Below are 24183 nucleotides of genomic sequence, written 5' to 3'. Positions count from 1 at the left end.
GTCTGCTTCATCTCGACGCGATCAGCGATCCTGTCGAAATGGGTGCCGTGATTGCTCTCGTCGTCGTGACGTGCGCGTTGTGGGGTGTGTGTGCAAGCGCCGTGCTGCTAAAGACCGCGACGCTTGCCGACCGGATCATCGCGGCCGGTCTGTTTGCACTGGTGGTTCCGATCGGTCTCGCTGCGGCTGGCCAGTACGTTGGCGCGATGCTGTTTGCGAAGCTGGAAAAGCTGCCGGACTCCGCAATCGGGGTGTGGACGCTGCACGACTACTGGCGCGCCTTTGGCGACGTGAAGGCGGTGAAACGCTCGCTGCAGATGGCGACAGCGGCATCGGTCATCGTGCCGCTTGTGCCGGTCGCGGCGATCGTCGCGGCGCTGGTCATGAAGCCGAAGCGCGAACTGCATGGCGATGCCCGCTTCGCCTACAGCTACGAGGTTCGGCGGTACGGCCTGCTCGATGAGGCTAACGGGCGCGGTCGAAACAGGGGCGGCCGCAAGGGCGATCACCGCGACCCGTCGATCATCGTCGGGCGGTACAAGGGCAAGTACCTGACGTTCCGCGGAACGGAGTTCGTGATGGTTGCTGCGCGAACGCGTTCACGCAAAGGTGCAGCCATTGTGATCCCGAATCTGCTCACCTTTCCGGATTCGGTGGTCGTACTCGATGTGAAGGGAGAGAACTACGACCTGACGTCACGGTACCGGCAGGCCTGCGGCCAGCAGGTGTTTCGCTGGGCGCCATTTGATCAGACTGGCTACACGCACCGCTGGAATCCGCTTTTCAGGATTGCGAAGAGTGCATCCTTCGTGCGGGTCGGTCGCCTGCAGGCGATTGCAGCGCGCCTGTATCACACGACCGACGGGCGCAACAAGTTCTTCTATGAGCAGGCGAGTGACCTGTTCATGGGCCTTGCGCTCTACCTGATGGAGATGACGGGTGACTGTACGTTCGGACAGGTGTTGCGGCTCGCAAGCACGCCCGACAAGAAAGTGCGTGAGCACCTGTCGGATCTGATGCAGCACGAGCCGCAGAAGGGGCTGCCGCTGTCGGGCGACTGCCTGGGCGCGCTCTCGCGCGTGCTGGCCTCGCCCGACGAGACGATGCTGAACATCGTTGCGACGTTTAACGCCGGTCTGCGCCTGTTCAGCAACCCGATCGTCGACCAGGCGACGAGCGCATGCGACTTCGAGCTCGACCGCGTGCGGCGCGAGCTGATGTCGATCTACGTTGTGCTGCCGGTGCGTGAGCTTGCCGTCGCGAGCCTGCTCGGCAACCTGTTCTACACGCAGTGGATCGAGGACAACCTCGACATGCTGCCGGGCGACGATCCGACCATCAAATATCAGTGTCTTGGCGTGGGGGACGAATTTACTGCGCTCGGTCGCATCGAGGTACTCGACAAGGGCAACGCGTTCATCGCGGGCTACTGGATTCGCCTGCTCACGATCCTGCAGTCGAAGGCGCAGCTGGAGCCGAACGATCTGTACGGGCCGGCCGGGGCGCGCACGCTGATCACCAACCACGCAGTCCTGGTGGCGTACGCGCCTGGCAACCAGCAGGATGCAAAGGAACTGTCCGAGACCCTGGGGACGTTCACCGAGAAGGCAACCTCGAAAAGCCGTAATCACGGCCGCAACACGTCGACCGGCACGAACACGTCAGATCAGGGCCGCGCGTTGATGCTCGATCAGGAACTGAAGCGCATGGAGCAGGACCAGGAAATCGTGCTTGGTTTCCAGCGTCCGATCCTGTGCGAGAAGGCGACCTATTACGAGGATGACCTGTTCATCGACCGCATGCGCTCGGTCAGTCCGATGCTCGCTGCAATCAACAAGCGCCTGCCCACCGAAGACGAAATCAGGGCGGCCTGGCGTGCTGGTGAGCTGCGCGCGACCGGCATCCCGACGCACAACCCGCAGACGTATCACGCGGCGCTGTCCGCGAGGGCCGCTGGCGAAATCCGACTTGCACGTCAGGCGGGTGCGAAGCCGCTGACCGCGGCCGAGCTTCTCGCGCTTGACCAACGCGCGCCCGGGCCACTCGCGACCGGCATGGCGCTCGCGGGCTTCGAGGCTGACCTGGCCGAGCTTGGCGTCGCGATGCGCGAGGACGTGCGCGAAATGCTCGCGGGCATCCGCATCGATTTCAACGTGGCAGGCGGGGATGACGCTGTCCAGGACCGGATTGAACCGGCGCTCGCGTCTGTCGCGCCGGCGGACAACGAGGCAAAGGAGGTATCACATGGCTGACCCGAACAGGCCGAAAGGCAAACGGACGTATCTGGACGTCCCGTTCAGGGAGAAGGACGCGGCGCACGATCTGGGCGCCAGGTTCGACCGGCGATCGAAAAAATGGTACGTGCCGCGCGGCACTAACGTGGCGCCCTTTGCGCGGTGGATGCCAGCGCAAGAGCCGCAGGCAGGGAAGCCACCCGGAGCAGTGCGCGGGCAGTCGCAGACGCTGTTCGGCAGTGAAGCCGACATCGAGCGGGAAGCCGCGCGGCTGAGCGAGCTAATGGGTCAACCGCTCGATGAGTCCCGCGCCTTCGTGCGGGATTCCCTTCAGGCCGCCGCGGAAAAGGCGGGACTGGAGGCACGGGACCGGTTGCGCGCGCAGGGTGCCTCTGCGTTCGAGATGATTGACGGAGTGCGGGAAGCCGGTGTTCACGCGCGGCACCAGTATTTCGCCGACCGGCAGCATCTGTATGGACGGGGCGCGCGCGTTGGCCAGCAGGCGGCACAGCCGAAGCTCGACGACGCGGCGCTCGGCCGCCGCTTTCGCGAAATGATCCAGTCGATTACGACGGCGGTCACGCTGCGTGGCAACGAGGTCAACCATACGCTGGCGCTTGAGCAGCGGCTGGAGTCGATCCATCGTGAAGCGTGGCGCAAGTCCGGCAACGCTGTTGATGGCGAGCGCGCGATTGGCGAGCAGATCCGCAACCGCACCGGTTTTGCGGCGGAGACCCTGCCGCCACGGGCAGCCGCAGCGCTGGCCAAACTTCGCGACGAAGCGGGCTTGAGTCCGATGGAAATCGACGAGCGCACGCCTGCGCGCGACGTGACGGATTCCGACCCGGTGGACGATGCGCCTGCGGTTGACGGGGCAAGCGTCGCGCCGCAACACCGGCATCGCCATCGCGAGCCGGAGCGCAACGACGGCATTGCCACCTTCGCGGACATCGCCGAAGCGTTCGACCCCGTGGAGGCGATGCCTGCGACCGGTCGTGAGCACGAGGACAGAACGGACTGGCCGATGGTGGCGAAAGACCTGGCCGACTTTCGCGAGCTGACGGGGCGTATCAGCGAGGAGTTCGCGAAAGGCAGGACCGCGCCTGAAGTTGCCGCCGCGCTCGATCAGGAGCTTGAATTTATGTCGCCGGCCGCCCGCGAGCCGTTCGTGACCCACGTGCGCGAAGCACTCGACAGGCAGGTCGATGCATCACTGGCGCAATCTCCAGCCTCGCAGGCGCAGCCGGACGTCAAGATGGACGGCGATGCGGTGACCTTTGCCGACGTCGGCGATGCAGCGGCAATCGACGACGCAATGCGCCTACGTGGCATCACGGGAAATGCCGTACCCGGCAACGAGGACGTCGCTCGCCCGACTGTCAACGCGGCGGCGGCTAACGAACCCGTCGTTCAGCCCGGCCGCGCAGCGAACGATACGTCGATGAACACACCAGCCGTGTCGGGCACGATCGACACGCAGATCGGGCGCACGCAGACGCTCGCGCAGAATGAAACGGACGCAAGAAATCCGGCGAACGATCCGGAGCGCCCGGCGTTTGACTCCGTGTCGACTCAGGATCTGGAGCGCGTGCGCACGGTGCGCGACGGCGAGCGAGAGGCCGCCGAGCGGTTGCTTCGCGAACAGGGCAAGCCGATGCCAGGGCAGCACGCGGGCGACGCCGGTGCAGCGGCAGACGCGCACGAGGCTGCCGTTGCGGGTGTCGCCGACAGTAGCGACAACCAGATCGGCGTCGATCCTGCCTCACGCAAGCCGGTCGTGACGAAAGACGGCTACGACGTGCCCGCCCATATCGCGGCGCGCTATATGGTGAAGGATGGCCGGTTCTGGAAGCTCGATGGCATGGAGGCCGGGTTGGGTACGTCTTCGGGCGCGCAGCGGGATCCAGGAGCGACCATGCAGCCGCACTTCGAGGATGTGGGGGCACGCCTGAACTCCCGGCAGAACGATCGCGCAACGATTGCCGACATGGTGGCGGTGGCGAAGGCCAAGAACTGGGATTCGATCGTCGTGCGCGGCAGCGAAACGTTCCGCCGCAACGCGTGGATCGAAGCGTCCCTCGCAGGTGTGGATGTAAAGGGCTTCAGGCCCGCCGAGAGCGACGAGGCATTGCTCGAGGCCGTGAAGCGTGAACGTGCGGCGCTGACGATCAAGGCCGGAACGTCGCCCGCGCCGGATGTCGCGCAGAAGACGAACCCGGCGAAGGAGAATCCAGCGGGCGCGCCGTCAAACCCAAAACCGGAAGCGGCGGCTAGCGCAGCGCGTTTCTCGCCTGCAGCGCACACGGCGGCATCGCCCGCGCCTGAAGCACCCAAAACTGTCGCGCAGTTGCGCGAAGTCCTTGAAAAGTCACTTGAGCGGGCCCCCACGCGCATGCGTGCCGAGGTGATCCGCCGGTTCGATGCCCGCATGCAGGCGGGCACGGAGATCGAGGCCCGGATTGCACGCGGCGAACTGGGTCGTGATGCCGGCCCGGCCGAGATCGACAGGCGCGCGGCCGAGCTGCATGCGGCGTGGACGGCACCGAAGGCCGCGCCTGCCCAGGGCCCGTCGAACATCCCGCCGCCCGCGCAAGCGCAAACAGGCCGACTGGCGCCGAAGGTGATGTAAGTGGCGGCACTCCAAATATTGATGAGGACTTCGAAATGAGTATGGCTATCGTGAACTGCTCAGGCAACGTCGGCAAGACTACCGTGACCCGCGAACTGCTCGCGCCAAGGCTGCCGTCCATGTTGGTGCGCCAGATTGAGTCAATCAATACGGATGACTCGGCCGGCCCGAAGGTCGAGGTGATGATTGCCGCGCGCTTTGACGAACTGCATGACGAGCTGATGCGCGGCCGTGATCTGCTGGTCGATATCGGTGCGTCGAACGTCGAGGAGTATCTCAACCGCCTCAATGGTGCCAAAGGGGCACAGGAGGATTACGCGTGCTTCGTTGTGCCGGTCGAACCGGAGAGCAAGCAGATGAAGGACTCCATGAAGACGATCAACATGCTCGCGGATCTCGACGTCGAGCCTGGGCGCATCCGTGTGCTGCTGAACAAGGTCGATCTGGTCAGGAGCGAGGACCGCGAGGTAACGCTGCGCCGGCACTTCGGGGAACTGTTCGAACTGCATGAGAGGGAGCGGACTTTCGAACTGAATCAGGATGCGCTGATCCCAAAGAACGACGTGTTTACGCTTGCGGCGGCCGCCGGTCGTACGATCCACGATATTGCGACAGACGGGGTGGACTACAAGGTGCAGCTGATCGACGCTGCGAGTGCCTCGGAGAAGGACCGTCTTGTGAGGCTGGTTGGCCTCAAACGCAAGGCGCTGTCGATCGAGCCGTTGCTGGATCGGGCGTTTACCGCGCTGATGGCAGGGGTAGATGCATGAACGAGCCGACGCCGCAGCCGGATCACGCCGGGCGAGCGTCTGAGCGCCTGGGCCACGTGATCGCCACGATGCCGGCGTCGAACGAGCTGGCCGTGCTCGCGGAGATCCTGATCGAGCAGATGAAGGTCGTGGATGCACAACACCATGTTGTCGCGCTGATGGAGTCCACCGACCAGAAACTGACCGCGACGGTGCAGGCGCTGCGCGAGGAGAACACGCAACTGACGAAGCTGCTCACGCAATCGCGCCAGGCGTTCATCGGCGAGGTGGCCGCGAAGGCGGCTGACCAGGCGCGACGTGCGGCAACAGCGGATGTCGTGGACGAACTGGCGCGGCTGCGGGCTGCCGTTGAATCGCGTGGTCGCGTCGTACCCACGAATCCGGCAGTTGCAGCAACCGGTTCGCTCGTCGCCTTCATGGGCATTGCCTTCTGCGCGGGCGCCGCGCTCATCTGGGTCGTTGCCCGTCTGGCACACACGCTCACCTAGCCGAAAACCACCGCATCTCCTCGAGGGGAACGTTAGATCATGAACGCAATGAAACGACGGGCGATTGCGGCCGCGCTGTGCAGCGCGGCACTGGCCTGTGCGCTCGCCACGCCGTCGTCGCACGCCGCTGATAACCAGGATGCGTGTGGCGCGGTGCTCTGTCTTGCCGGCTTGATCATGGGTGGCAATGGCGGCAAGACGTGCGCCGAATACGAGACGGGCTACTTTTCCATCGTCCGCTTTCACCACGGTCACTTCGATGAGGGCGGCACGGCCAACGCGCGAGGCGATTTCCTGAACCAGTGCCAGTCGGCCGGGAGTGACGTGAAGGGGCCTGTCAATTCGCAATACGGGCGAACCCAGTACGGTCCCTGACTCTTGCACGCCGGTGGCGGCAGTACGCCGCCCGATGTCTCTCTGGTAACGGAAAACATGCGATGAGCGCAGACGATCTCAATGTTGTGGCGCAAGCCAGGCGCCGTGGTCGAAAAAAAGCGCAGAAGGCCCTTGGCAGGCCGGTCAGCACGCGGCTCACCGACGACCAGTGGCAGATCTTCAATGAAAAGGTCGAACGTTCCGGCATGAGTCCGTCTGTTTTTTTGCGCGAATGCATCCTGACGAACCGTACGCAGATCGTCGCGCGCCCACCCGCGTCCGTTGAGCGACAACGGATCATGTACGTGATCAACAAGACCGGCAACAACCTCAACCAGCTGGTCCACGTGGCGAATACGGCGCGCGTGGCTGGCCAGCTATCCGAATCCACGTTCGTCGCCCTGGTCGACGAACTGGAGTTGATCACGCAACTGCTGAAGGCCCATCTTCATCGTGTTGATTAGAGTGGACGGCCGTCACGACGGCGTGAAGCAGTACCTCGAGGAAGGCCGCAAGGTTGGCCGCGACCTGGATCGTGATGACCTTGATGAGCGCGTGGTGCTCGCCGGTGATCTCGACCTGACCGACGCAGTGATCCAGTCGATCAACGCCGCACCCGGTGTCGAACGTTACCTGTCCATCACGCTCTCCTTCAAGGAGGATCACGTCGCCCGGGAAACGCTGTTTCAGATCGTCCGGGAGTTCGAGGCGTTCGCGCTGCACGCCTACCGCCCGGACGAATACAGCTTCTATGCCGAGGCACACCTGCCCCGGATCAAGAGCTATGTGGACCAGCGGACTGGCGAACTGGTTGAGCGCAAGCCGCACATCCACATCGTCATTCCGCGCTGGAACCTGCTGGCTGAAAGGCACCTGGAACCGCTCGGCTACGTGCGCGCCAACCTGAGTTTCATCGACGCGTTCCAGGAGCATGTCAACGCGCAGTATGGCCTTGCGAGTCCGAAGGACAACCGGCGCACGCTGCTGACCGACGCATCGGAAATGATCAGCCGCTACCGTGGCGACCTGTTCCGTGCGAACGGTCGTGAGCTGAAGGAACAGATTCTCGACGCGGTGCTGGATCGCCAGATCGAGACCCATGCGGATTTCATGGCGCTGCTGCACGGGCACGGTGCCGTGCGCATGCGCAATACCGGTCTCGACAACGCCTACCTGAATGTGAAGCCGGCTGGCGCCGACAAGGGCGTGAACCTCAAGGAATACGTATTCACGCCTGAATTCATCGCACTGCCGACCGCAGAGAAGCTGCAGGCGCTGTCGGCAGATGCGGCCGACCGTTATGAGGCGGGTGTTGCGCCCAGACGCACACCAGCGCACATAGCGGCCGTGCTGGATGAGTGGTACGCGACCCGCGCGCGCGAAGTGAAGTATCTCAACAGCGGTAGCCGTCAGTACCAGCGTTATCAGGAATCCTCTCCCCACGATCGCGAGCTGATGCTTGCGGATCTCGAACGCGGTTTTTACGCACAACATCTGAAGGCACATCATGAACGAGCAGACGACTCCCTCCCAGCCCTCGCAGAACATCTTCACAGAAGCGGACGCGCATTTGAATTCGGCGCCCAGCCGCCCGACGCAGTCGACGGGAGAGGCGCGCGCGAATCAGAACTCGACGCGCCCGAACCCTTCGATGATGGATACGGCGGCCTCGATGCCGAGTTTGACCTTATCCCAGGTGGGGCGCACGCGGCGCCCGAACCCTTCGACGCTGTGCGAAACGTGCCCGGCCGCCCTGTGGACGGCGTCGGACATCGATCTGCAGTGCTATTGCCGCATCATGCGTTTCACCAGCTGGAGCCAGACGGCGCCGTATCCGCGCACGGCCTGCGACGGGCTGCAGATCGCGATGGAGAGCCTGCAGCGCAACGAGTAGGGCACGCAGCCCCCTCAGTCAGCGGGCTGGACGCGTACAACCGTGCGCTTGAGAGGCACTATGCGTTCGGCGATCCGTTCGACAGCCTGCCAATGATGCAGTCGCATCCGGCACGGACACCATCCGGCATGTCGCCGCCAGGCTGGTTTTCCGGCAACCGGCGAGACGCGCTTCCAGGCCGGTTCGACTCGATCGACGCGTCGTTCGAGTTCGAGGCAAGCGGGCCAATCCTGCGGACGCTGCACGCATTCGCGGTTGATGCTCCACCGTACCGGTCGCGCCGCTCTCGCACCGACGACGCCACGTATGCCACACCGCGGCACACTGGCCGCGTCTCGGACAGTGTGGTCTCGCAACTCGCGCGCGAGCTTCGGCAGCGTGATGAGTCAGGTAGTCAGCACACCGAGTTTCGTGAGATTCGCCAGGGTCTTGACGCCCGTCGCCTGCTTGCCGAACTGTCGCACACGCACGGCGTGCGGCCCGCGAAATATGCGGTCACGACGGGACGCGACGGCGCCGATCGCATCCGCGCGGGCTCGCGCAACCTCAACGTGTCGGACTTCCTGACTAAAGAACTGAATCTGTCGTGGAGCGAAGCCGCACCATTGCTACGCGCAGTGTATGAGCGACAGCAGGCCGGTGAGCCGGTCCCGGCTTCGCGCGAGCTGCCACGCGCGGCGCTCTGGCGTGAATACTCGGTCGCGCGCGAAGCGCATGTCGCGGCCCGTAGCGACGCGTGGCTCACACAGCGCGCAAATGAACAGTGGCGCCGCGCTGAGATCCGCGCCGCGTTCGACACCAGGCGTGCGGAAATCCGGCGGGATGTGCGACTCACACCGGCTGGCCGACGCGCGGCGACGTCACTCGCACGCGCAGGGCAACTGGGCCGCGACGACGCGCTGCGGGAGTCGATCGCACGCGAGCGGGCCGCACTCAAGGAAAAATTCGGAGCGGCAGGCGGCCCGAGCTTTTCCGGCTGGCTGCGCACGCGCGCGGTGCAGGGCGATGAGCGCGCGCTCGAGGAGTTGCGACGCACTGCGGGCCCGGAGCGTGTATCGGGTGCGGTCAAGGTCAATGCCGATCTCGGCGGCGAAGCCTTCAATGTGATCCGGCCGAACACGCCGCGGGGGCACGCACAGGACGAATACAACGCGATCATTTTCCGCTCGCCTGGTCTGTCCTGGTCGGTTAATGAGCGTGGCCACGTCACCTATCAGTATGATGGCCGCGACGTTGTTCGCGATCGTGGCGCCAGTGTTCAGGTGCTGCAGGCGGAGCGGTCCGCCATCGAAACAGGGCTACGGCTCGCGCAGAGCAAGTTCGGTCGCACGCTCGAACTGACTGGCGACGACGCGCACCAGTTGGCGGCCGCGAGGGTGGTCGTGGACGCCGGGCTGCGCGTACAGTTCAGCGACGAGCGACTGAACCGGGCGATGGACCAATATCGCCACGCGCGCGTCAACCAGCAGGTGCAGGACGCGCTCGGCACGCCTGGTGCCTCTCCGCCAACCGATCCACCACTACAGCCGAAAACCGATCGACTGGCACAGGATTGGCCGAACTCCTCCGACGATGGCAAGCCGACCCTCTGATGCTCGATCGGCCTGGCACTCCGGAATCAGCTGTCCGTAGTTCGTGGGCCGGCTTCGCGACATGGCGCCGCCGCCGTGTAGTTCGCCGCTCAGGTTTGGGATTGCTTCGATTGTCCCGTTCTCTACGCGTCCCTGAGCCAGGGCATTTCCACGGGTGACACCACCAGTTGCCGGAACTCGCGCTTCAGTTCGAAGATAAACCCGACGAGGATCATGGAGTCGGCATAAGGGATCGGAAAAACGTGCGGGTTTTCCGCCGTGCGCAGCGGGCGCGTGGGCGTGTCCGCCGTCGTTGCGGCGTTCTCCCGGACGCTTTCCAGTTCGTCAGCCATTGCCTGCCCACTGAGTTTCACGACGCGGCTACGCAGGTCGCTGAACGGTTCGATGCGCGCCCCGTCTTCGTTGTATTCGGGCACTTCATAGATGAACCAGGACATTTGCGTCTCCTGAAAAAAGGCTGCCATTCTAACAGTGGGCGTAATTGCGACCGGCGTGATATCTCTGGAGCATTTCAACCCTGGGGAGCGGGCCGTTGCCCTTGAGGAGCCGGGGCGGCTTGACGGCGCTGCAGGCTATGAGCGTTGCCTTGAGCATGATCCGTCGTACGCGGATGCTTACCACAATCTGGCGAGCCTGCTTGAGAGACTTGAATGCCTGGAGCCGCGTGACGACCTGCAAGCTATATTCAAGGGGATAATGCCTGCGTTCTCACGTTCTGCTCCAGGGCAGTTCAAACGTCCTCTGTCCTGGCTGTTGCCAGTCTGGTACCTGCAAACGGGTCATTGCGCCAGTTCGCGCCGGTGCGTTTGCCCGAGTCCCGGTTTGATGCCCCATCAATTGCGAAATGCTCAAGAGACTGTCCAGCGCTGATCGCCTGGACTACCCATTGTGGCGGAGCACCTTTGCCATCCCAGGTGTTGCCAGAAGCGTCGCGAAAACGCACTGCCCGCAAACGCTCCTGGTCGGCTGCAATTGATGTGGCAATGTCTTCCGGGTTGATTCCGAATTCGGCCATCCGTCGCAACAGATAGGCCACGATGCTTTCGCGCTTTCGTTCATCCATTGAGTCTTCTCCGCGCAACAATCTGTCGTTGGGCAGGTGAATGCAAATCGCGTGCCGCCAGGATATCACGTGACCCAACGCTGGACATGCGGTAGCGAAGTGGGCGGTGACGGCTTGATCGACGTTTTGGTGGGAGCGGCACACGGAAGGCGCCGCGACTCGCGGCTGGCACATTTAAATAGTATAAGCCAACCGGCGAGCGTCGCTTCGTTTGCGTACGCACGATTCGTCGTCTTTTGTTGTACTCGCGATATCGTGGGTCCAGTGGACAGCAACTTTGGTCGGGCGAACGACGATGCGTGGGTACATGTCTGGACAATAGAGAGTCGATTCCTTCGCAGTGGGTTAGCATTCGATCGGGAAAAGCAGGCCTTGCGGAACGAGCAGACAACTCGGGCGTGAGTCTGTTTTTAACCACCAGTGGCATTCAAACCGCTGCGCACCATGTATTTGATTTGCGCGGGCGTATTAATAAAGTCATAATCACGACCGTGACGAAGGCGTCAATTCTGACGGGCATGCCAAACTTCGAAGTGCCTGGGAAATCGGACAGGGAAGTTCCAGGATCGCATGAACGGTAAATCCCACAGAGAGGAATAGAAATGGTTACCCTGGACACAATCAACTCGAAAATTGCCAAACTCCAGAAGCAGGCAGCAGCGATTGCCGAAAAGCAGTCGTCGGTGGGTCTGACGAAAATCCGCGACCTGATGCACAAGCACGGACTGACTGTCGCCGACATTGAAGGCTTTGTTGCGAAACGGCGCGGTCGCAAGCCTGCGGCTGGACAGGCGAAGGCGGCAGCAAAAGCTCCGCGTGCAATTGTGCATCACGTTGCGCCGAAATACGCAGATCCGAAAACGGGTGCGACGTGGTCGGGCCGTGGCCTGGCACCGCTCTGGATTCGCGATGTCAAGGATCGTTCAAAATTTCTGATTGAAGGCGGTGCAACAGCGAAGGACACCGGGGCAAAGGCGGCTCCCGCGAAGAAGGCTGCAGCAGAGCGTGTCGTGGCCAAAAAGGCGGCGACGACGGCAGTGGCCATGAAAAAGGCTGGCCGTGCAGCGGCGGCTCCGGCAAAGGGCGCGCGTGGACGCAAGGCCGCAGCACCCGCGAAAAAGGCATCGGCGCCGCGCAAGGTTGCAGCCAGAAAGGCACCGGCCGCAGCTGATGCTGCTGCCACGCCTGAAGTCGCAGCAGTGTAACCGGTAACGGGCGATCCAGTCGTAGCTGGCGCAGTGACATGCTGGGCCACGCCGCATTCGCGGCCCGCTACGACTGATTACTCAGGTCCCTTCGCGCGTCACCTCACATGAGAGCGGCGCCATGTTTGTACGTGAGGAAGTGCGGACTTCGGGCCGCGAGCCGTCAATCCAATGGCTTACCGTTTTGAACTTGTTTCTCTCGCATTGCCAGTTGACTGTCCACCCGAGTCGGTTCCTCCGGCGGTTGGTCGACTGATTTCGCACGCGTGGCCGGGGATGAGTCGCGCGCAACTTGTGGACCGTGCCCGTCGGCTCGACATGGGTGCATCGCTGCGGGTGCAGCCCGGTATCGGACCGGATGGGCTGACGCAGTTCAGGCTGACGCTCAGCATTGCGGATGAAAGCTTCGAACTGTCCGCCCACGTGCGTCGCCGACGCAAAGGCGCACGACGCCAGAAACCTTCACTGCCGCCGGCGCGCGATATCAGGCAACAGAGCCTCTTCTGAGTTTTCTTGCGCTGCGCGACAACGTCGCTCATCAGTCAGACGTCACCGCAGGATAAGCAATCCGCTAGAGAACCCTGAGATTGCGAATCTTTCCAATGCTCGGTGAGCGTTCGACGATCAGGTTCGCGATGAACTCCGGCAACAGCGCGCGCGGCACATTCGCGGGAATATCGGTCACAAGTTGCGAGGGCACCTGAACGATGAATTCTTCTGGCGCAGAGGCCAGACTATGTTCGTACGCAACGCGAATTTCCATGTTTTTTCGTTCTGGGGCGTGGTTGCTGGCACCGCATTGTTCGAGAGCGGGGGGCGTTTGGTTGTGGACGCAGTGTAGCGCGGGATACGCCTGTCTTCGGTCTGCTGGGCGTTGCTGAATTGCCTGTTGTGAGTGGTTGCGCGCTTTCGCAGGCCATGACACGGCGTGACCATCGCGATTCCTGTTCCTTCGCGGCGTACGCACTGTGGTTTGGTCTCCGTCTATGGGGGCTGGTTACCATCGGGCTGGCGAGAACAAACCGTATGACGTTTGCTCTCGGTTTCTCACACCCGCAGGTCTGCCACTGCCGGCGAGCTTTAATGCACGGCGCGTTGACTGATGAGTGATGCAGGCAAGGGAAACTTGATGAGCTACCGTGCGACCTGCAGGTGGCTGTCGTCGGTGCGGGTATCACGCGCGGCCAGATCAACCTGTTTCCCGAGATGATCACTTGCCCGGACAATGATCTCCATCCGCGTGACACAGAGCTGCCGGTCGTACTCATTTATTACGGTAATGAGGCCTTCGACTAACAATTCAGGCACATTCCACATTCCGCTGCTATCTGCCTCGGCGAGCACGTCTCCGAGGCCACGCTCAACGCGTTCAATCTCCCCGATATCGAGCTTCCCGTGTCCCGCCCGGGTGATGAAGCCCGCGATGATGACGACCTGCGAGACGAGATTGATCAGCGGTCGGTCCGCTGCACCATTGCGCAGGCGCTCAAGCGCGATCCGCGCACGCAGCGCGAGATCCATCGCTTCCTTGTGCGGCATGGGGAGAAAGAGCGACTTTGCGTGCATTCCGGCACCTGGCCGAAGCGTTGAGCGGGAGTTCTTCTTGCTGGGCATGTCCGGCAGCTGGTTGATCTGGATTTGACACGGCCATATTGGGATCACACATAGCGGCATCAAGTGCCACTGCCAGATTTAACCTTTGACGAGGCGGTCCGGGTTTTCACCTCCGTCGCCGGCCGTTGCGGTTCTTCTCGCGAGTGACTCCTGCTGCTCCTCAATCTTCCGCCGGCCTGCTACCATTCAATGTATTCGTGCAACTAACCGTCATCGCGCTGTGCCTGCAACCTGCGCCTCACGGCGGCAGGAGTGACCGACAGCGGGGGATTGGGTAGCAGACGGTGGCTGATACGCACTCGTCGCGCCGACTGGGCAAAATGGCTGGAACCGGGCGGGTGAAGGAAGGGGCACCCCCGACCGCCTGTACGCCCTGGATTTGCCAGCGTGCGGCACGTGCGGTAGGGTGCCAGGTTTCGCATCCTGGACAGGAGAGGCCATGAACAGGCAGGGACTGATTGATACGGTAGCGGCTGGTACCGGCGGGAGCAAGACCGCCACGTCTGGCTTGGGGAACGCCGTGCCCGGGATCATTACGCATGCACTTGTCGATGGTAGCTCCGTGCAACGGGTTGGTTTCGGTCCAATTTCGGTGGGGCGACGCGCGGCCCGCAGCGGCCGCAATCCGGCCGCCGGTGCGGAGATTTACATCTCCGCAGTGAGAACGGCGAAATTTACTGCCGCCAAGGCACTCAAGGAGGCGGTAAGCGCGTCATGACGAAGCCTGTGATAGTGCCCGGCGACTACGCCTGGCTTCATGATGGCGTGGTCACGGTGGTCGAGTCCGCGCGACAGGCCGCCGCACGCAACGTCAATTCGGTCATGACCGCTGCCTACTGGGAGATCGGGCGGCGTATTGTCGGCAGCGAGCAGGGCGGCCGGGCACGCGCCGGCTACGGGCAGGCACTCATCGCGCACCTCGCAGACGACCTGACGCGCCGCTTTGGCCGCGGGTTCGGGCGGGCCAACCTGGCGAGCATGCGCGCGTTCTATCTCGCCTGGCCAGAGGAAGAGATTTTCCAGACACTGTCTGGAAAATCGATGCCCCCCGGGAACATCCAGACACCGTCTGGAAAATCGCCCCCGGCAGGCGGTGCGGTCAACGTGGGTGCAGCGGCGCCGGATTATCTCTCGCTGGCCAGCCGTTTCACGCTTCCATGGTCCGCCTATGTGCGGCTGCTTTCCGTGAAGACCGCGGCCGCCCGGACCTTCTACGAGACGGAGGCGTTGCGGCAGGGCTGGTCGGTGCGTCAGCTCGACCGTCAGATCGGCAGTCAGCTCTATGAACGACTGGCGCTCTCGCGCAACAAGGCGGCCCTCCTCAGCAAGGCCGGCGATGCGCAGCCGGGTGACGTTGTGACGCCCGAAGAGGCGATTCGTGACCCGTTCGTCCTCGAGTTTCTGGATATCCGGGACGAGTACTCGGAGTCGGATCTAGAAGCGGCGCTGATCCAGCACCTTGCGGACTTTCTTCTGGAACTCGGCGATGACTTCGCCTTCCTTGGCCGTCAGCGTCGCCTGCGGATCGACGACACGTGGTTTCGCGTCGATCTGGTGTTTTTCCACCGCGGATTGAAGTGCCTTGTGATCATCGACCTGAAGGTCGGCCGCTTCAGCTACGCGGACGCGGGGCAGATGCACCTGTATCTCAACTACGCACGGGAGCACTGGATGAAGCCGGGTGAAAACCCGCCGGTCGGGCTGATACTGTGCGCCGAGAAAGGGGCGGCCGAAGCGCACTACGCACTCGACAACCTGCCGAACAAGATCCTGGCGGCCGAGTACCGGACAGTGCTGCCGGACGAGATGCTGATAGCGGGGGAACTCGAACGCACCCGCATTGCACTGGAAGAGCGCAAGCAATCCGCACGTTCGGACGAGGGAGCGCCGGAATCCTGATAGCCGTCGCATTCCACAATAAATCAGCCTCCATTGAAAGTCCCGGGCCGCATCGCCTCAGTCAGGCATGTAATCGTCATGTCGCACCGCACTGACTGAGGTATTCGCACTGCTTATTAAATCCGCGCGTGAAGTTCCGGCTGTAATGTTGAGATTCGCGTTGCGAACAACCTAACGCCTAGGACATGTCGAACGACTCGGTCAGCCAGAGACGTGCAGCGCCAGCAGGTAGTGGACGCCGGATGGGCTGAATTGTCACTGTTTTTCACCCCTGGTCTTCCACCTGAGGCGGGCTCCACTAGGTCGCCGGGTGAGCGAATGCCGGACTGATTAAAATCGCGTCTGCAACCTGAGGCGAACGACCGCTACGAAGCTCAGCGAATGCGTGTTGCCGACGGCGGATTCAACCGGTCGATGCAATACCTCCGCTGCTCACGCAGATTCTAGGTGTTGCATCGACCGGTTGAATCCGCCACCCACTTCGGACCTTCAAGCCGGCGTGACCAACACGGCGGCTTCCAAGGTACAACGGCCGTTCGCCCGTTTGGCTACAGGGTAGATGTCCGCACACTGCACCTCATCTACCGCTTCCCGATGCAGATGGCTATCCTGTTGTTAGAGTAACCTGATAGCCACCCGTCGAGTTCGAGCCATGCCTCCGGATTACCTTTTCAAGTACACCCCCCTACGAGCGCCATCGGACGAGAAGCGTCAGAAGCAACTTGACGACCTGTTACTCGCACCTCATCTGTGGTTTGCCGCTCCTGAGTCCTTCAACGATCCGATGGATTGCAGACCAGGATTCGCCTTCGACGGTGGGACACCGGAGGAACGAGAAAAATTTCGTCAAACCGTAATCAAAGCCAAGGTGAAGCACGATCATCCAGATGCGCAAGGCGATCATTGCAGGAACCTGCTGGAAGAGTACGCTAGGCAGTATCCGCAGTTCGATGAATCACTCTGCCGCATGGGGCATGCTTTATTGTCGAAAGACTTGCAAAATACGGTTGGCGTCTTATGCCTCTCAGAGAATGATCGCGATCCGGTGATGTTCTATCACTACGCGGCCGGGCATACAGGTATGTGCCTAAAGTTTCGTAGCCTTGATTTCTTCGCATTCGCGGAGCCGGTGCAATACGGCATGGACTACCCGGTCGTCGATTTCTTCGACGACACGGACAAGCAAAGTCAGTTTGAGCGAATATTCCTGACGAAGTATCAGGGCTGGGAGTATGAGCACGAATGGCGAGTCATCAATTTCAGGAAGGACCCAGCGAAACGTCTCACTGCCTATCCAATCGAACTATTAGAAGGTGTAATTTTCGGACGACTGATGTCGCCAGAAGATCGTGATTACGCAACGAACTTACTCAAACAGAGGGGTAGTCCGGTGACGCTCTACGAAGCCAAGTTGAACGACAGGCACTTCCTTTTGGACATCACCATGCTGGGTACGATTTAACCACCACCGCGGAAACCACGAACTGGAGTGCCCCGTAGCCCCCGACATAACCTTCAATCTGTGTAGAGCTAAGGGCCGGCTTTGGGGTTACAGGAAGCGAACGGCTGCTGAAGGTGTGGAGCCAACGTATGAAAGTCGGCGCGAATGCTTGGATCGAAGGCCGGTATTTGCCGGCTACGGCCTCATGTGTTTTGCATGGGTGCGGCGTGATTGGTAGGGTGGCGACAGGCGCAGTGCGACCCGTACCTGCCTTTCGGCGGTTTTCACCGAACGTCGCAACGATGCTTGACTCCAGCCGTTCGGCGCCACCCGCTTCTTCAATCTCATTTTTGAATTCGAGATTGGGTGTTGTGACGAGGTCGGTTACAGGGACCTCTGACTAGACGGCCGCTCGACTTTGAAACGCCTTGCTTACCGGGCCATAAACCGAGTAACTCGACAAATCGGAGTGCCACGCCATTATGCATGTGAACAGAATCAGACCCAATTCACCTCTATCGCGTACCGTCACTGTCCGAGAAGACATGCCGTGTCGTGAAGTTGTAGTTACCGCCGCAGGCGGACCCCAACTCGAACGTCATGCTTAGCTGAATGTCCACGGAGTAGCCGGGCGCCAGTGTGATCTTCTTCTACTGGGCACCTTCCCGAATACTGTCGCGTAACAGGCCGATCAGGTGCCCGCAAACAATTTCTCAGCTCTCGGGTGCAGCTCGGTGGCGGTGAATTCCAGGCGTTCGACGGCGGATGCTGACAGCTTGAGTTCGAGCGCGCCGTGCCCACCACGCTGGTCATCGGTAGCGCGAATGGGCTTGGCGTGGCCGTTGCCTGAGACGAGGATCTTCTCGATCCCTTCCATGACGAATCCCTCCTATGCGTGGACACGCGCTGCGACTATATAACTATGGTATTCATAGTGTCAAGTGCAGCGTGGAGTAAGATGCGCAAAGTTAGCTGTGGCATAAGGCGGATGAGATTTAATCGCATGCGTATCCGAATGGATGTAAATGAGAGCATTGCATTGAACGGAGAGTTATGGCCGTCGGTGCGCCCCTCCTATCACTGAAAAGGCATCGTCGTGGCCTCCATCAGCCATCATGCAATCGATACGAAGATCGGCAACTGACGCGGTCCAGACGCGGATAGCGAGCTTTGTCGACTGGACGAAAACTAGCCGCAAGGCTTCACATGATCTTGACGATATGATTATCATAGTTATATCCTTGGCGGGACCATGTGATGCGTGAAGGCATCACGAATCGTCCAACAAAAGCAGTCCAAAACGACTGCACGACGCGAAGCTGTTCGCACACACTTTGTGAATGGAGTACTGAAATGTCCGATCTTGTTTATGAAGCGCAGCGTACGGGACTGTTGCTGGTCGACCCGTACAACGACTTTCTTTCGGACGGCGGCAAGCTGTTCCCAATGCTCCGCGATGTCGCCACAGACGTCCGCCTTCTCGACAACCTCCGCGCCGCGGTAGAGGCCGTGCGGAAAGCGGATATTCAGATCATCTACGTCCCGCATCGACGCTGGCAGGCCGGTGACTACGACAACTGGGATCACCCGAATCCGACTCAACGCCTCGTGCAGCAACGCCAGACTTTTGCCAAGGGTACGTGGGGAGGAGAGTGGCATCCTGATTTCGTGCCGCAGGGAGGCGACATCATCGTTCACGAGCACTGGGGCCAAAGCGGGTTTGCGAATACCGACCTCGACTTCCAGCTTAAACAACAAGGGATCACGCATGTGATCGTAGTCGGCCTGCTGGCGAACACATGTATTGAGTCCACGAGCCGCTTCGCGATGGAACTGGGCTATCACGTGACGCTTGTCAGAGATGCAACGGCCGCTTTCACCAAGGAAATGATGCGTGCCGCACACGATTTGAACGGCCCGACCTTCGCCCATGCAATCCTGACGACGGCACAGATGGTTGCCGCACTTCCCATCTAATTGTAAGGATAACTAGTGAAGCTAACCGGTAATTTATTAATTGGCGCGCAGGAAGTGTCGGGGACGGCCGGCAGAATGATGGCGCTGAATCCAGTGATGAATGTCGAGATTGAACCGCTGTTTACATTTGGTGGAATCGAACAGGTCGATCGTGCGGTACAACTGGCTGATGACGCGTTCGAGAGCTATAACCGCACAAGTCTTGCCGTGCGCGCTGCGTTGCTCGAGCGTATCGCGGACGGCCTCGATGCCATCACACCGGAGTTGGCGCGGCGCGCCTCACTTGAGACCGGCTTGCCGGTCGCTCAGCTCGAAGGAGAGGCTGCGAAATCGGCGATTCAGTTCCGGCAGTTCGCGAGCGTCGTCCGACAAGGACGCTTTCGCCAGGCAACGATCGATCCCTCTCAGCCGGCCCGGCAACCGCGCGCACGGATGGATCACCGGATGCAGAAAATCGCACTGGGTCCGATCGCGATCTTTGGCGCAAGCAATTTCCCGATTTCATACTCGGTCGCGGGCGGTGACACTGCGTCGGCGCTGGCCGCAGGTTGTCCTGTCATCCTGAAAGCGCACAACGGACATCCGGGTGCATCGGAGCTGATGGGGCGTGTGATCCAGCAGGCTGTGAGCGATTCTGGCCTGCATGAAGGGGTGTTTTCACTGCTTCGTGGCGCCGGTAACGAGATCGGTGAAGCGCTGGTCGATCATCCACTGATCAAGGGCGTGACCTTTACGGGTTCTGAGGGTGGTGGAATGGCGCTGTTCCGGCGCGCGCAGCGGCGCCCGGATCCGATACCGGTCTTTACGGAAATGACGAGCGTCAATCCGACCTTTGTCCTGCCGGCCGCGCTTGCCGCGCGTGGCGCCGCAATCGGCGACGGCTTTACCGAGCGCATGCTCGTCACCGTTGGTCAGGCTTGCCTGAAGCCGGCAATCCTGCTCGCCGTGGACGGCCCGGGTTACCTTGAACTAAAGAACGCGATGATGCTCCGCGTCGACGAAATGCAGGCGCGTACGATGCTTACGCCAGGCATCAACATGGCATATCGCAAGAACCTGGAGCGTCAGAACAATGCGGGTGCGGTGCAAATTGCAGCCGGCGGTGAACCACATGGTGAGTGGGACGGTCAATCGGTTCTCTTCGAGGTCGACGGCGCATGCTTGCTCGACAAACCCACATTGTCGGAGGAAGTCTTTGGCCCGGCTGCGCTGCTGGTGCGGGTCGAGGATGTAGAGCAACTGATCGCCATCGCGCGGCGGTTTCGCGGCCAACTCTCGGCAACAATGCAGATCGATACGGTCGACTATGCGCTCGCTGAACGCCTGCTACCTGTTCTCGAACGTCGTACTGGGCGCATCGTTGTTAATGCATTTGCGCATCCGCAAGAGGTGTCATATGCATCGATTCACGGCGGCCCGTTTCCCGCAACTTCGGACAGTCGATTCACTTCGGTTGGCATGAGTGCGATTGAGCGCTTCCTGCGACCTGTTTGTTATCAGGGCTTTCCCGACGAACTGCTGCCGGAAGCCCTGCAGCATAACAATCCTCTCGGTATCTGGCGTCTCACCGATGGAGAGTTGTCCAAAGCGTGATAGACGGACGTCCTCAGTAACGTGAACGTGATTGGCGGTGATATTCGCTTCTGTCGGAATCCGTTCACACCGGAGAGTTTGGGAGCCGAGCTACCGGTGAAAGATCCGACGTTGTGCTTCATGCGCGACGCGGAAACCTGGTGACGGCCGAGGGCCCTGCGGTACACAACCGCGGGGGACTCGCGGCTCAACACCATATTAGCTAACCCACGGAAAGAGTACGACTGCTGACACTCATGTTACGGCCCCCACGCGTTTCGTCGAGGCCAATGGAATCCGATACGCGTACCGGCGTTTCGGCGCGGATACGGGCACACCGCTCCTGTTCTTGCAACATTTTCGCGGCGGGATGGACCACTAGGATCCACTTGTAACGGATGGGCTCGCCAAAGGGCGGCCAATCATCCTGTTCAACGACGCGGGCGTGGCGAGTTCTACCGGCGAGACGCCCAATACGATTGAAGAAATGGCGGATCACGTTGCGGTATTCGTAAATGCTCTGGGAGTGTCTCAGGTCGATGTGATCGGTTTCTCGATCGGCGGTTATGTCGCACAGGAATTCACGCTGCGCCACTCGCACCTAGTTAGAAAGCTCATCCTGCTGGGCACCGCTCCGCGTAACGGCGAGCCGGGGACGGATCCGAAGGTGCTCAAGGTGGCGGGCAACCCGACACCTAACCGGGAGGATTTCCTGTTTCTGTTCTTCTCACCTTCGGCATCGAGCGAGGCAGCGGGGCGGGCGTTTTGGGAGCGTCGCCACCAGCGTAAGGACCAGGATCCACCTTCCTCCCCTCAGACCGCTCAGGCTCAGGTGGCCGCGCTCCTCGCATGGCGCGAGCAGCGTGGCGAACGGTACGTCTACCTTAAGACGATTCAGCAGCCAACGCTAGTGGTGAACGGCAGCAACGACGTGATGGTGCCGACGGTCAATTCCTTCACGCTGTCGCAATGTATCCCGAACGCGCAGCTCATCGTGTATCCCGACTCTGGGCACGGCTCACAATTCCAGTATCCCGAATTGTTTGTCAGTCATGCGCAGTTGTTTTTGGACGCCGCGTGACAGGCTGTATTGAATGCCGACAGAGAACGTAACGCGCACACGTGAGTCGTGACAGGAAACAGAAAAGCCAGAGCCAACGCGCAGAAGTGATGAAGAGCTGTTGGCAACGTGATCGGCGGGCGCCTTGACACTAGCGTGAAAGGCATCTGCGCACGTCGCAGGCTTTCAAAGGAATGCGTGACCGGAGCACCAGTGTACTGTACGATGCCATAATCAATATGATTATCATATTTAATAGGCAATGTGATTTCGAAGGAGGTTCGAATGGCTGGGCTGCCTGAAATGAACGATACGCTGTGCCCGGTCGCACGGTCTCAGGCCATCATTGGGGACAGGTGGGCTGTCCTGATCGTGCGAGAACTTTTCATGGGCAATCGACGATTCGATAGCCTGCTGGCGCAGTCGCAGGCAACCCCGCAGATGCTCTCCGCGCGCCTCAAACGGCTCGAAGCAGACGGCGTGATTAAGCGCAAGCGCTACATGGATAAGCCGCCCCGCTACGAATACGAACTCACGGAGATGGGCCGAGCGTTCTACCCTGTCATCCTGGCACTGCGCGAATGGGGCGAAACTTGGTGCAAGTCACGGGGCGAGGACATTGCGGTGCGCTATACGCATCTCACCTGTGGCCACGATGCCGGCGTTGGCACCTTCTGTCAGGCGTGTGGCGAACCATTGAAGCGCAGCGATCTGAAGGCCGAATTGAGTCCCTCATACGCACAGGAGCGCGCTGCGCGACAGGAGGCAGCGAAAGCACTGAAGTCAGCATGACGCAGATACGATGATGTGCGAGTGTTGCTTTCGGGCTCAATAAGCGCCTACTGCCCCAAGGCGCTGGTGACCGATGAGCTTGTCGCCACGTGCGTCGCGCTGGGGCGCATTGGTCACTGAGAGCTGTGGGATCCACGACAAGGCGAAGGTTCGTGGGCTTGTTGATCGCGTATATACAATCCAGACTTCAGAGGACCTTCTTCTGCGCTTGCGCGAGAGCGTCAGTGTCCTCCTCCCAAACATTGAGGATGTACCCCGCTACGGCCTCACACCGTTCTTGGGCGGTCCGTTTTCTGACAGCTTAGAGGGCTATGCGCCATTCGACCAATGGGTTCCAAGATAAAGCCGAAAGAGGGCGGCACGCTTCGGTTCAGTGGCATCGTCCGGGTGAACTCCGCGGCATTCGCATATATGCATGGCAGGATGACGAAAGGATTGCCGAGGAATTCACAAGGCTCTGTGATGTTGGCAGGCGAAGATAACTTGCTGAGCTGAAGCGTCGTTATTCTTATCAGACAACTTCCTCGAGTGCGGCAGTAACAGTCCGACCATGCCATGCGGCGAAGCGTTCTTTGAGTATGGCACAATGACATGCTGCGTCTATTTGATGTCAGGGCAAAGCAAAGTGCTGCCTGTTCGGTTGAGGCATGAGAGGGATGCCTGCGTGCGACGCGCATCGCGAAAAGCGCACATCTGGCGTTCGCCTCTACGGATCGAATGGTCGTCGCTGTTCTGGGCACGGTTGTTCACGCGTGCCGCCGCTTTGACGAAGACGTGCTTCACATGAGCGAGCTCGGGCATGTCAGCCCTTGTTGCGGGATAGCTGCGCGGTTGGTTGGTAACGGTCTTGCGCGGCAGCAGGTTTGAACGCAACACCCGCTGGAAGAAGCGCTTTACCGCGGCGTCGCGCCGCTCGTGCACCGGCACGTCGAGTTCAGCACCATGCTCGTCGACCGCTCGCCGCGACAAATACGGCTCCCATGCAGCGTCACGAGCATTTTTCCACATCCCATGTTCTTCCAGGATTGCGCCTCGCCGCTTTGGCGCGATGGGCGATTCGAGTGCGAACCTGTCGCACCAGCAATGGATCGTCTCGTATGTGACCACAACATCACGCTAAAGCAACAATGGCTTAGGCTGAACCGGAATACCAGCGAGCCGCGCCGCTGATGACGACGGCTGGGAAGCGGTGACCGTGAGAAAGCGAATTCGTTTTCTTCACCACTTCATTCTACCGCCGCCTCCCCGTCAAGCCGGCAGAGCCAACATTTGCTGTGACCGGTGCCCCTTGATGGGCCACAACTTCGGGCCAGTCAGCAATCCCGTCCAATTATTAATATCGCATACGATTAGATCTCATGTGCTTGACAATGGTGTGGCTTGCCTGCATACTGCGTCGCATGCGATACGATCACATGCGACGCATATACGTCTTAACCCATGTTTTCATCAAGGAATAGATCATGACCACGATCGACAAGGTTCTCTTCTCGGGCAACACCCACACCACCGTCAATCACGACCCCAGCGCCCAGCGTGGCGAGTACGGTGTCGTCGACCTCAAGCTGTCCTCGTCCG

General features: G+C 60.8%; 20 protein-coding genes and 3 pseudogenes. 17 read left to right on the top strand and 6 right to left on the bottom strand.

From position 1 onward, the window contains the following. Positions 1–206: 206 nt before the first annotated feature. The 7 genes from U5A58_RS36470 (at position 207) to U5A58_RS36440 (ending at position 9982) form a co-directional block, all read left to right on the top strand. Positions 207–2252 carry a type IV secretory system conjugative DNA transfer family protein gene (locus tag U5A58_RS36470; RefSeq protein WP_321964995.1) on the top strand — a complete coding sequence of 682 codons (2046 nt, stop codon included), beginning with the start codon at positions 207–209 and terminating at the stop codon, positions 2250–2252. Next, positions 2245–4863 (top strand): DUF5710 domain-containing protein, encoded by a 2619-nt coding sequence (locus U5A58_RS36465; protein ID WP_321964994.1) that lies wholly within the window; start codon positions 2245–2247, stop codon positions 4861–4863. The genes U5A58_RS36470 and U5A58_RS36465 overlap by 8 nt, the downstream gene beginning before the upstream one ends. A 41-nt stretch (positions 4864–4904) precedes the next feature. Beyond that, the gene (gene stbB / locus U5A58_RS36460; RefSeq protein ID WP_321964993.1) at positions 4905–5633 is read left to right on the top strand and encodes a StbB family protein; all 729 of its coding nucleotides are present in this window, start codon (positions 4905–4907) and stop codon (positions 5631–5633) included. Then, positions 5630–6121: a hypothetical protein gene (locus U5A58_RS36455; protein WP_321964992.1), complete on the top strand. Its 492-nt coding sequence runs from the start codon at positions 5630–5632 to the stop codon at positions 6119–6121. The genes stbB and U5A58_RS36455 overlap by 4 nt, the downstream gene beginning before the upstream one ends. A 39-nt stretch (positions 6122–6160) precedes the next feature. After that, positions 6161–6496 carry a killer protein gene (locus U5A58_RS36450; RefSeq protein WP_236597020.1) on the top strand — a complete coding sequence of 112 codons (336 nt, stop codon included), beginning with the start codon at positions 6161–6163 and terminating at the stop codon, positions 6494–6496. Positions 6497–6558: 62 nt separating this feature from the next. Next, positions 6559–6960 carry a plasmid mobilization protein gene (locus U5A58_RS36445; protein WP_321916920.1) on the top strand — a complete coding sequence of 134 codons (402 nt, stop codon included), beginning with the start codon at positions 6559–6561 and terminating at the stop codon, positions 6958–6960. A 22-nt stretch (positions 6961–6982) separates the two neighbouring features. Continuing rightward, positions 6983–9982, top strand: coding sequence for an LPD7 domain-containing protein (locus tag U5A58_RS36440; RefSeq protein WP_321964991.1), 3000 nt, complete (start codon positions 6983–6985; stop codon positions 9980–9982). Positions 9983–10104: 122 nt separating this feature from the next. Here U5A58_RS36440 and U5A58_RS36435 read toward each other — a convergent pair whose 3' ends face one another. Continuing rightward, complete coding sequence (locus U5A58_RS36435) at positions 10105–10419, bottom strand: helicase (RefSeq protein ID WP_321964990.1); 315 nt, start codon at positions 10417–10419, stop codon at positions 10105–10107. Between the two features lie 34 nt (positions 10420–10453). Between U5A58_RS36435 and U5A58_RS36430 the strand changes: the two are divergent. After that, a pseudogene (locus U5A58_RS36430) lies at positions 10454–10621 on the top strand (hypothetical protein); the annotation flags it as partial. Between the two features lie 91 nt (positions 10622–10712). Here the strand turns inward: U5A58_RS36430 and U5A58_RS36425 are convergent. Beyond that, positions 10713–11045: an H-NS histone family protein gene (locus U5A58_RS36425; RefSeq protein WP_321964989.1), complete on the bottom strand. Its 333-nt coding sequence runs from the start codon at positions 11043–11045 to the stop codon at positions 10713–10715. 602 nt (positions 11046–11647) lie between these two features. Here U5A58_RS36425 and U5A58_RS36420 point away from each other — a divergent pair. Then, a complete protein-coding gene (locus tag U5A58_RS36420; RefSeq protein WP_321964988.1) occupies positions 11648–12250 on the top strand; it encodes an H-NS histone family protein in 603 nt (200 codons plus the stop codon). 276 nt (positions 12251–12526) lie between these two features. Beyond that, the gene (locus tag U5A58_RS36415) at positions 12527–12757 is read left to right on the top strand and encodes a hypothetical protein (protein ID WP_321964987.1); all 231 of its coding nucleotides are present in this window, start codon (positions 12527–12529) and stop codon (positions 12755–12757) included. Positions 12758–12821: 64 nt separating this feature from the next. Here the strand turns inward: U5A58_RS36415 and U5A58_RS36410 are convergent, their stop codons facing one another. Further along, complete coding sequence (locus U5A58_RS36410) at positions 12822–13013, bottom strand: hypothetical protein (RefSeq protein ID WP_321964986.1); 192 nt, start codon at positions 13011–13013, stop codon at positions 12822–12824. A gap of 371 nt (positions 13014–13384) precedes the next feature. Beyond that, on the bottom strand, positions 13385–13864 hold the full coding sequence (locus U5A58_RS36405) for a hypothetical protein (RefSeq protein WP_321964985.1): 480 nt from the start codon (positions 13862–13864) through the stop codon (positions 13385–13387). Positions 13865–14303: 439 nt separating this feature from the next. Here U5A58_RS36405 and U5A58_RS36400 point away from each other — a divergent pair, with 439 nt between their 5' ends. From U5A58_RS36400 to U5A58_RS36390, 3 genes are all read left to right on the top strand, one after another. Continuing rightward, positions 14304–14582: an HU family DNA-binding protein gene (locus U5A58_RS36400; RefSeq protein WP_321964984.1), complete on the top strand. Its 279-nt coding sequence runs from the start codon at positions 14304–14306 to the stop codon at positions 14580–14582. Continuing rightward, positions 14579–15763 (top strand): PDDEXK nuclease domain-containing protein, encoded by a 1185-nt coding sequence (locus U5A58_RS36395; RefSeq protein WP_321964983.1) that lies wholly within the window; start codon positions 14579–14581, stop codon positions 15761–15763. The genes U5A58_RS36400 and U5A58_RS36395 overlap by 4 nt, the downstream gene beginning before the upstream one ends. Positions 15764–16415: 652 nt before the next feature. Beyond that, positions 16416–17225, top strand: coding sequence for a DUF2971 domain-containing protein (locus U5A58_RS36390; protein WP_321964982.1), 810 nt, complete (start codon positions 16416–16418; stop codon positions 17223–17225). A 670-nt stretch (positions 17226–17895) separates the two neighbouring features. Here U5A58_RS36390 and U5A58_RS36385 read toward each other — a convergent pair. Next, a complete protein-coding gene (locus U5A58_RS36385; RefSeq protein WP_321964981.1) occupies positions 17896–18081 on the bottom strand; it encodes a hypothetical protein in 186 nt (61 codons plus the stop codon). Positions 18082–18557: 476 nt separating this feature from the next. Here U5A58_RS36385 and U5A58_RS36380 point away from each other — a divergent pair, with 476 nt between their 5' ends. The 4 genes and pseudogenes from U5A58_RS36380 (at position 18558) to U5A58_RS36365 (ending at position 22605) form a co-directional block, all read left to right on the top strand. Further along, on the top strand, positions 18558–19181 hold the full coding sequence (locus U5A58_RS36380) for an isochorismatase family cysteine hydrolase (protein ID WP_321964980.1): 624 nt from the start codon (positions 18558–18560) through the stop codon (positions 19179–19181). 15 nt (positions 19182–19196) lie between these two features. Beyond that, positions 19197–20774, top strand: a complete 1578-nt coding sequence (locus U5A58_RS36375; RefSeq protein ID WP_321964979.1) for an aldehyde dehydrogenase (NADP(+)) — start codon at positions 19197–19199, stop codon at positions 20772–20774. Between the two features lie 391 nt (positions 20775–21165). Beyond that, positions 21166–21834, top strand: a pseudogene (locus tag U5A58_RS36370) (alpha/beta fold hydrolase); the annotation flags it as partial. Between the two features lie 264 nt (positions 21835–22098). Further along, positions 22099–22605: a helix-turn-helix domain-containing protein gene (locus U5A58_RS36365; RefSeq protein ID WP_321916161.1), complete on the top strand. Its 507-nt coding sequence runs from the start codon at positions 22099–22101 to the stop codon at positions 22603–22605. Positions 22606–23116: 511 nt separating this feature from the next. Here the strand turns inward: U5A58_RS36365 and U5A58_RS40910 are convergent. Beyond that, positions 23117–23827, bottom strand: a pseudogene (locus tag U5A58_RS40910) (DDE-type integrase/transposase/recombinase). Between the last annotated feature and the right edge of the window lie 356 nt (positions 23828–24183).

The organism is Paraburkholderia sp. J7, assembly GCF_905220155.1.
Classification (GTDB): Bacteria; Pseudomonadota; Gammaproteobacteria; order Burkholderiales; family Burkholderiaceae; genus Paraburkholderia.
Note: the sequence above shows the minus strand (reverse complement) of the source record. Positions and strands in the feature narration are given on the sequence as shown.

Coding starts and splice junctions, on each gene's coding strand:
- U5A58_RS36395 (WP_321964983.1), top strand. CDS start 14,579: ATGACGAAGCCTGTGATAGTGCCCGGCGACTACGCCTGGCTTCATGAT.
- stbB (WP_321964993.1), top strand. CDS start 4,905: ATGGCTATCGTGAACTGCTCAGGCAACGTCGGCAAGACTACCGTGACC.
- U5A58_RS36420 (WP_321964988.1), top strand. CDS start 11,648: ATGGTTACCCTGGACACAATCAACTCGAAAATTGCCAAACTCCAGAAG.
- U5A58_RS36470 (WP_321964995.1), top strand. CDS start 207: ATGCTGTTTGCGAAGCTGGAAAAGCTGCCGGACTCCGCAATCGGGGTG.
- U5A58_RS36410 (WP_321964986.1), bottom strand. CDS start 13,013: ATGGAAATTCGCGTTGCGTACGAACATAGTCTGGCCTCTGCGCCAGAA.
- U5A58_RS36450 (WP_236597020.1), top strand. CDS start 6,161: ATGAACGCAATGAAACGACGGGCGATTGCGGCCGCGCTGTGCAGCGCG.
- U5A58_RS36425 (WP_321964989.1), bottom strand. CDS start 11,045: ATGGATGAACGAAAGCGCGAAAGCATCGTGGCCTATCTGTTGCGACGG.
- U5A58_RS36465 (WP_321964994.1), top strand. CDS start 2,245: ATGGCTGACCCGAACAGGCCGAAAGGCAAACGGACGTATCTGGACGTC.
- U5A58_RS36365 (WP_321916161.1), top strand. CDS start 22,099: ATGGCTGGGCTGCCTGAAATGAACGATACGCTGTGCCCGGTCGCACGG.
- U5A58_RS36385 (WP_321964981.1), bottom strand. CDS start 18,081: ATGGAAGGGATCGAGAAGATCCTCGTCTCAGGCAACGGCCACGCCAAG.
- U5A58_RS36380 (WP_321964980.1), top strand. CDS start 18,558: ATGTCCGATCTTGTTTATGAAGCGCAGCGTACGGGACTGTTGCTGGTC.
- U5A58_RS36390 (WP_321964982.1), top strand. CDS start 16,416: ATGCCTCCGGATTACCTTTTCAAGTACACCCCCCTACGAGCGCCATCG.
- U5A58_RS36400 (WP_321964984.1), top strand. CDS start 14,304: ATGAACAGGCAGGGACTGATTGATACGGTAGCGGCTGGTACCGGCGGG.
- U5A58_RS36445 (WP_321916920.1), top strand. CDS start 6,559: ATGAGCGCAGACGATCTCAATGTTGTGGCGCAAGCCAGGCGCCGTGGT.
- U5A58_RS36405 (WP_321964985.1), bottom strand. CDS start 13,864: ATGCCCAGCAAGAAGAACTCCCGCTCAACGCTTCGGCCAGGTGCCGGA.
- U5A58_RS36435 (WP_321964990.1), bottom strand. CDS start 10,419: ATGTCCTGGTTCATCTATGAAGTGCCCGAATACAACGAAGACGGGGCG.
- U5A58_RS36455 (WP_321964992.1), top strand. CDS start 5,630: ATGAACGAGCCGACGCCGCAGCCGGATCACGCCGGGCGAGCGTCTGAG.
- U5A58_RS36415 (WP_321964987.1), top strand. CDS start 12,527: ATGAGTCGCGCGCAACTTGTGGACCGTGCCCGTCGGCTCGACATGGGT.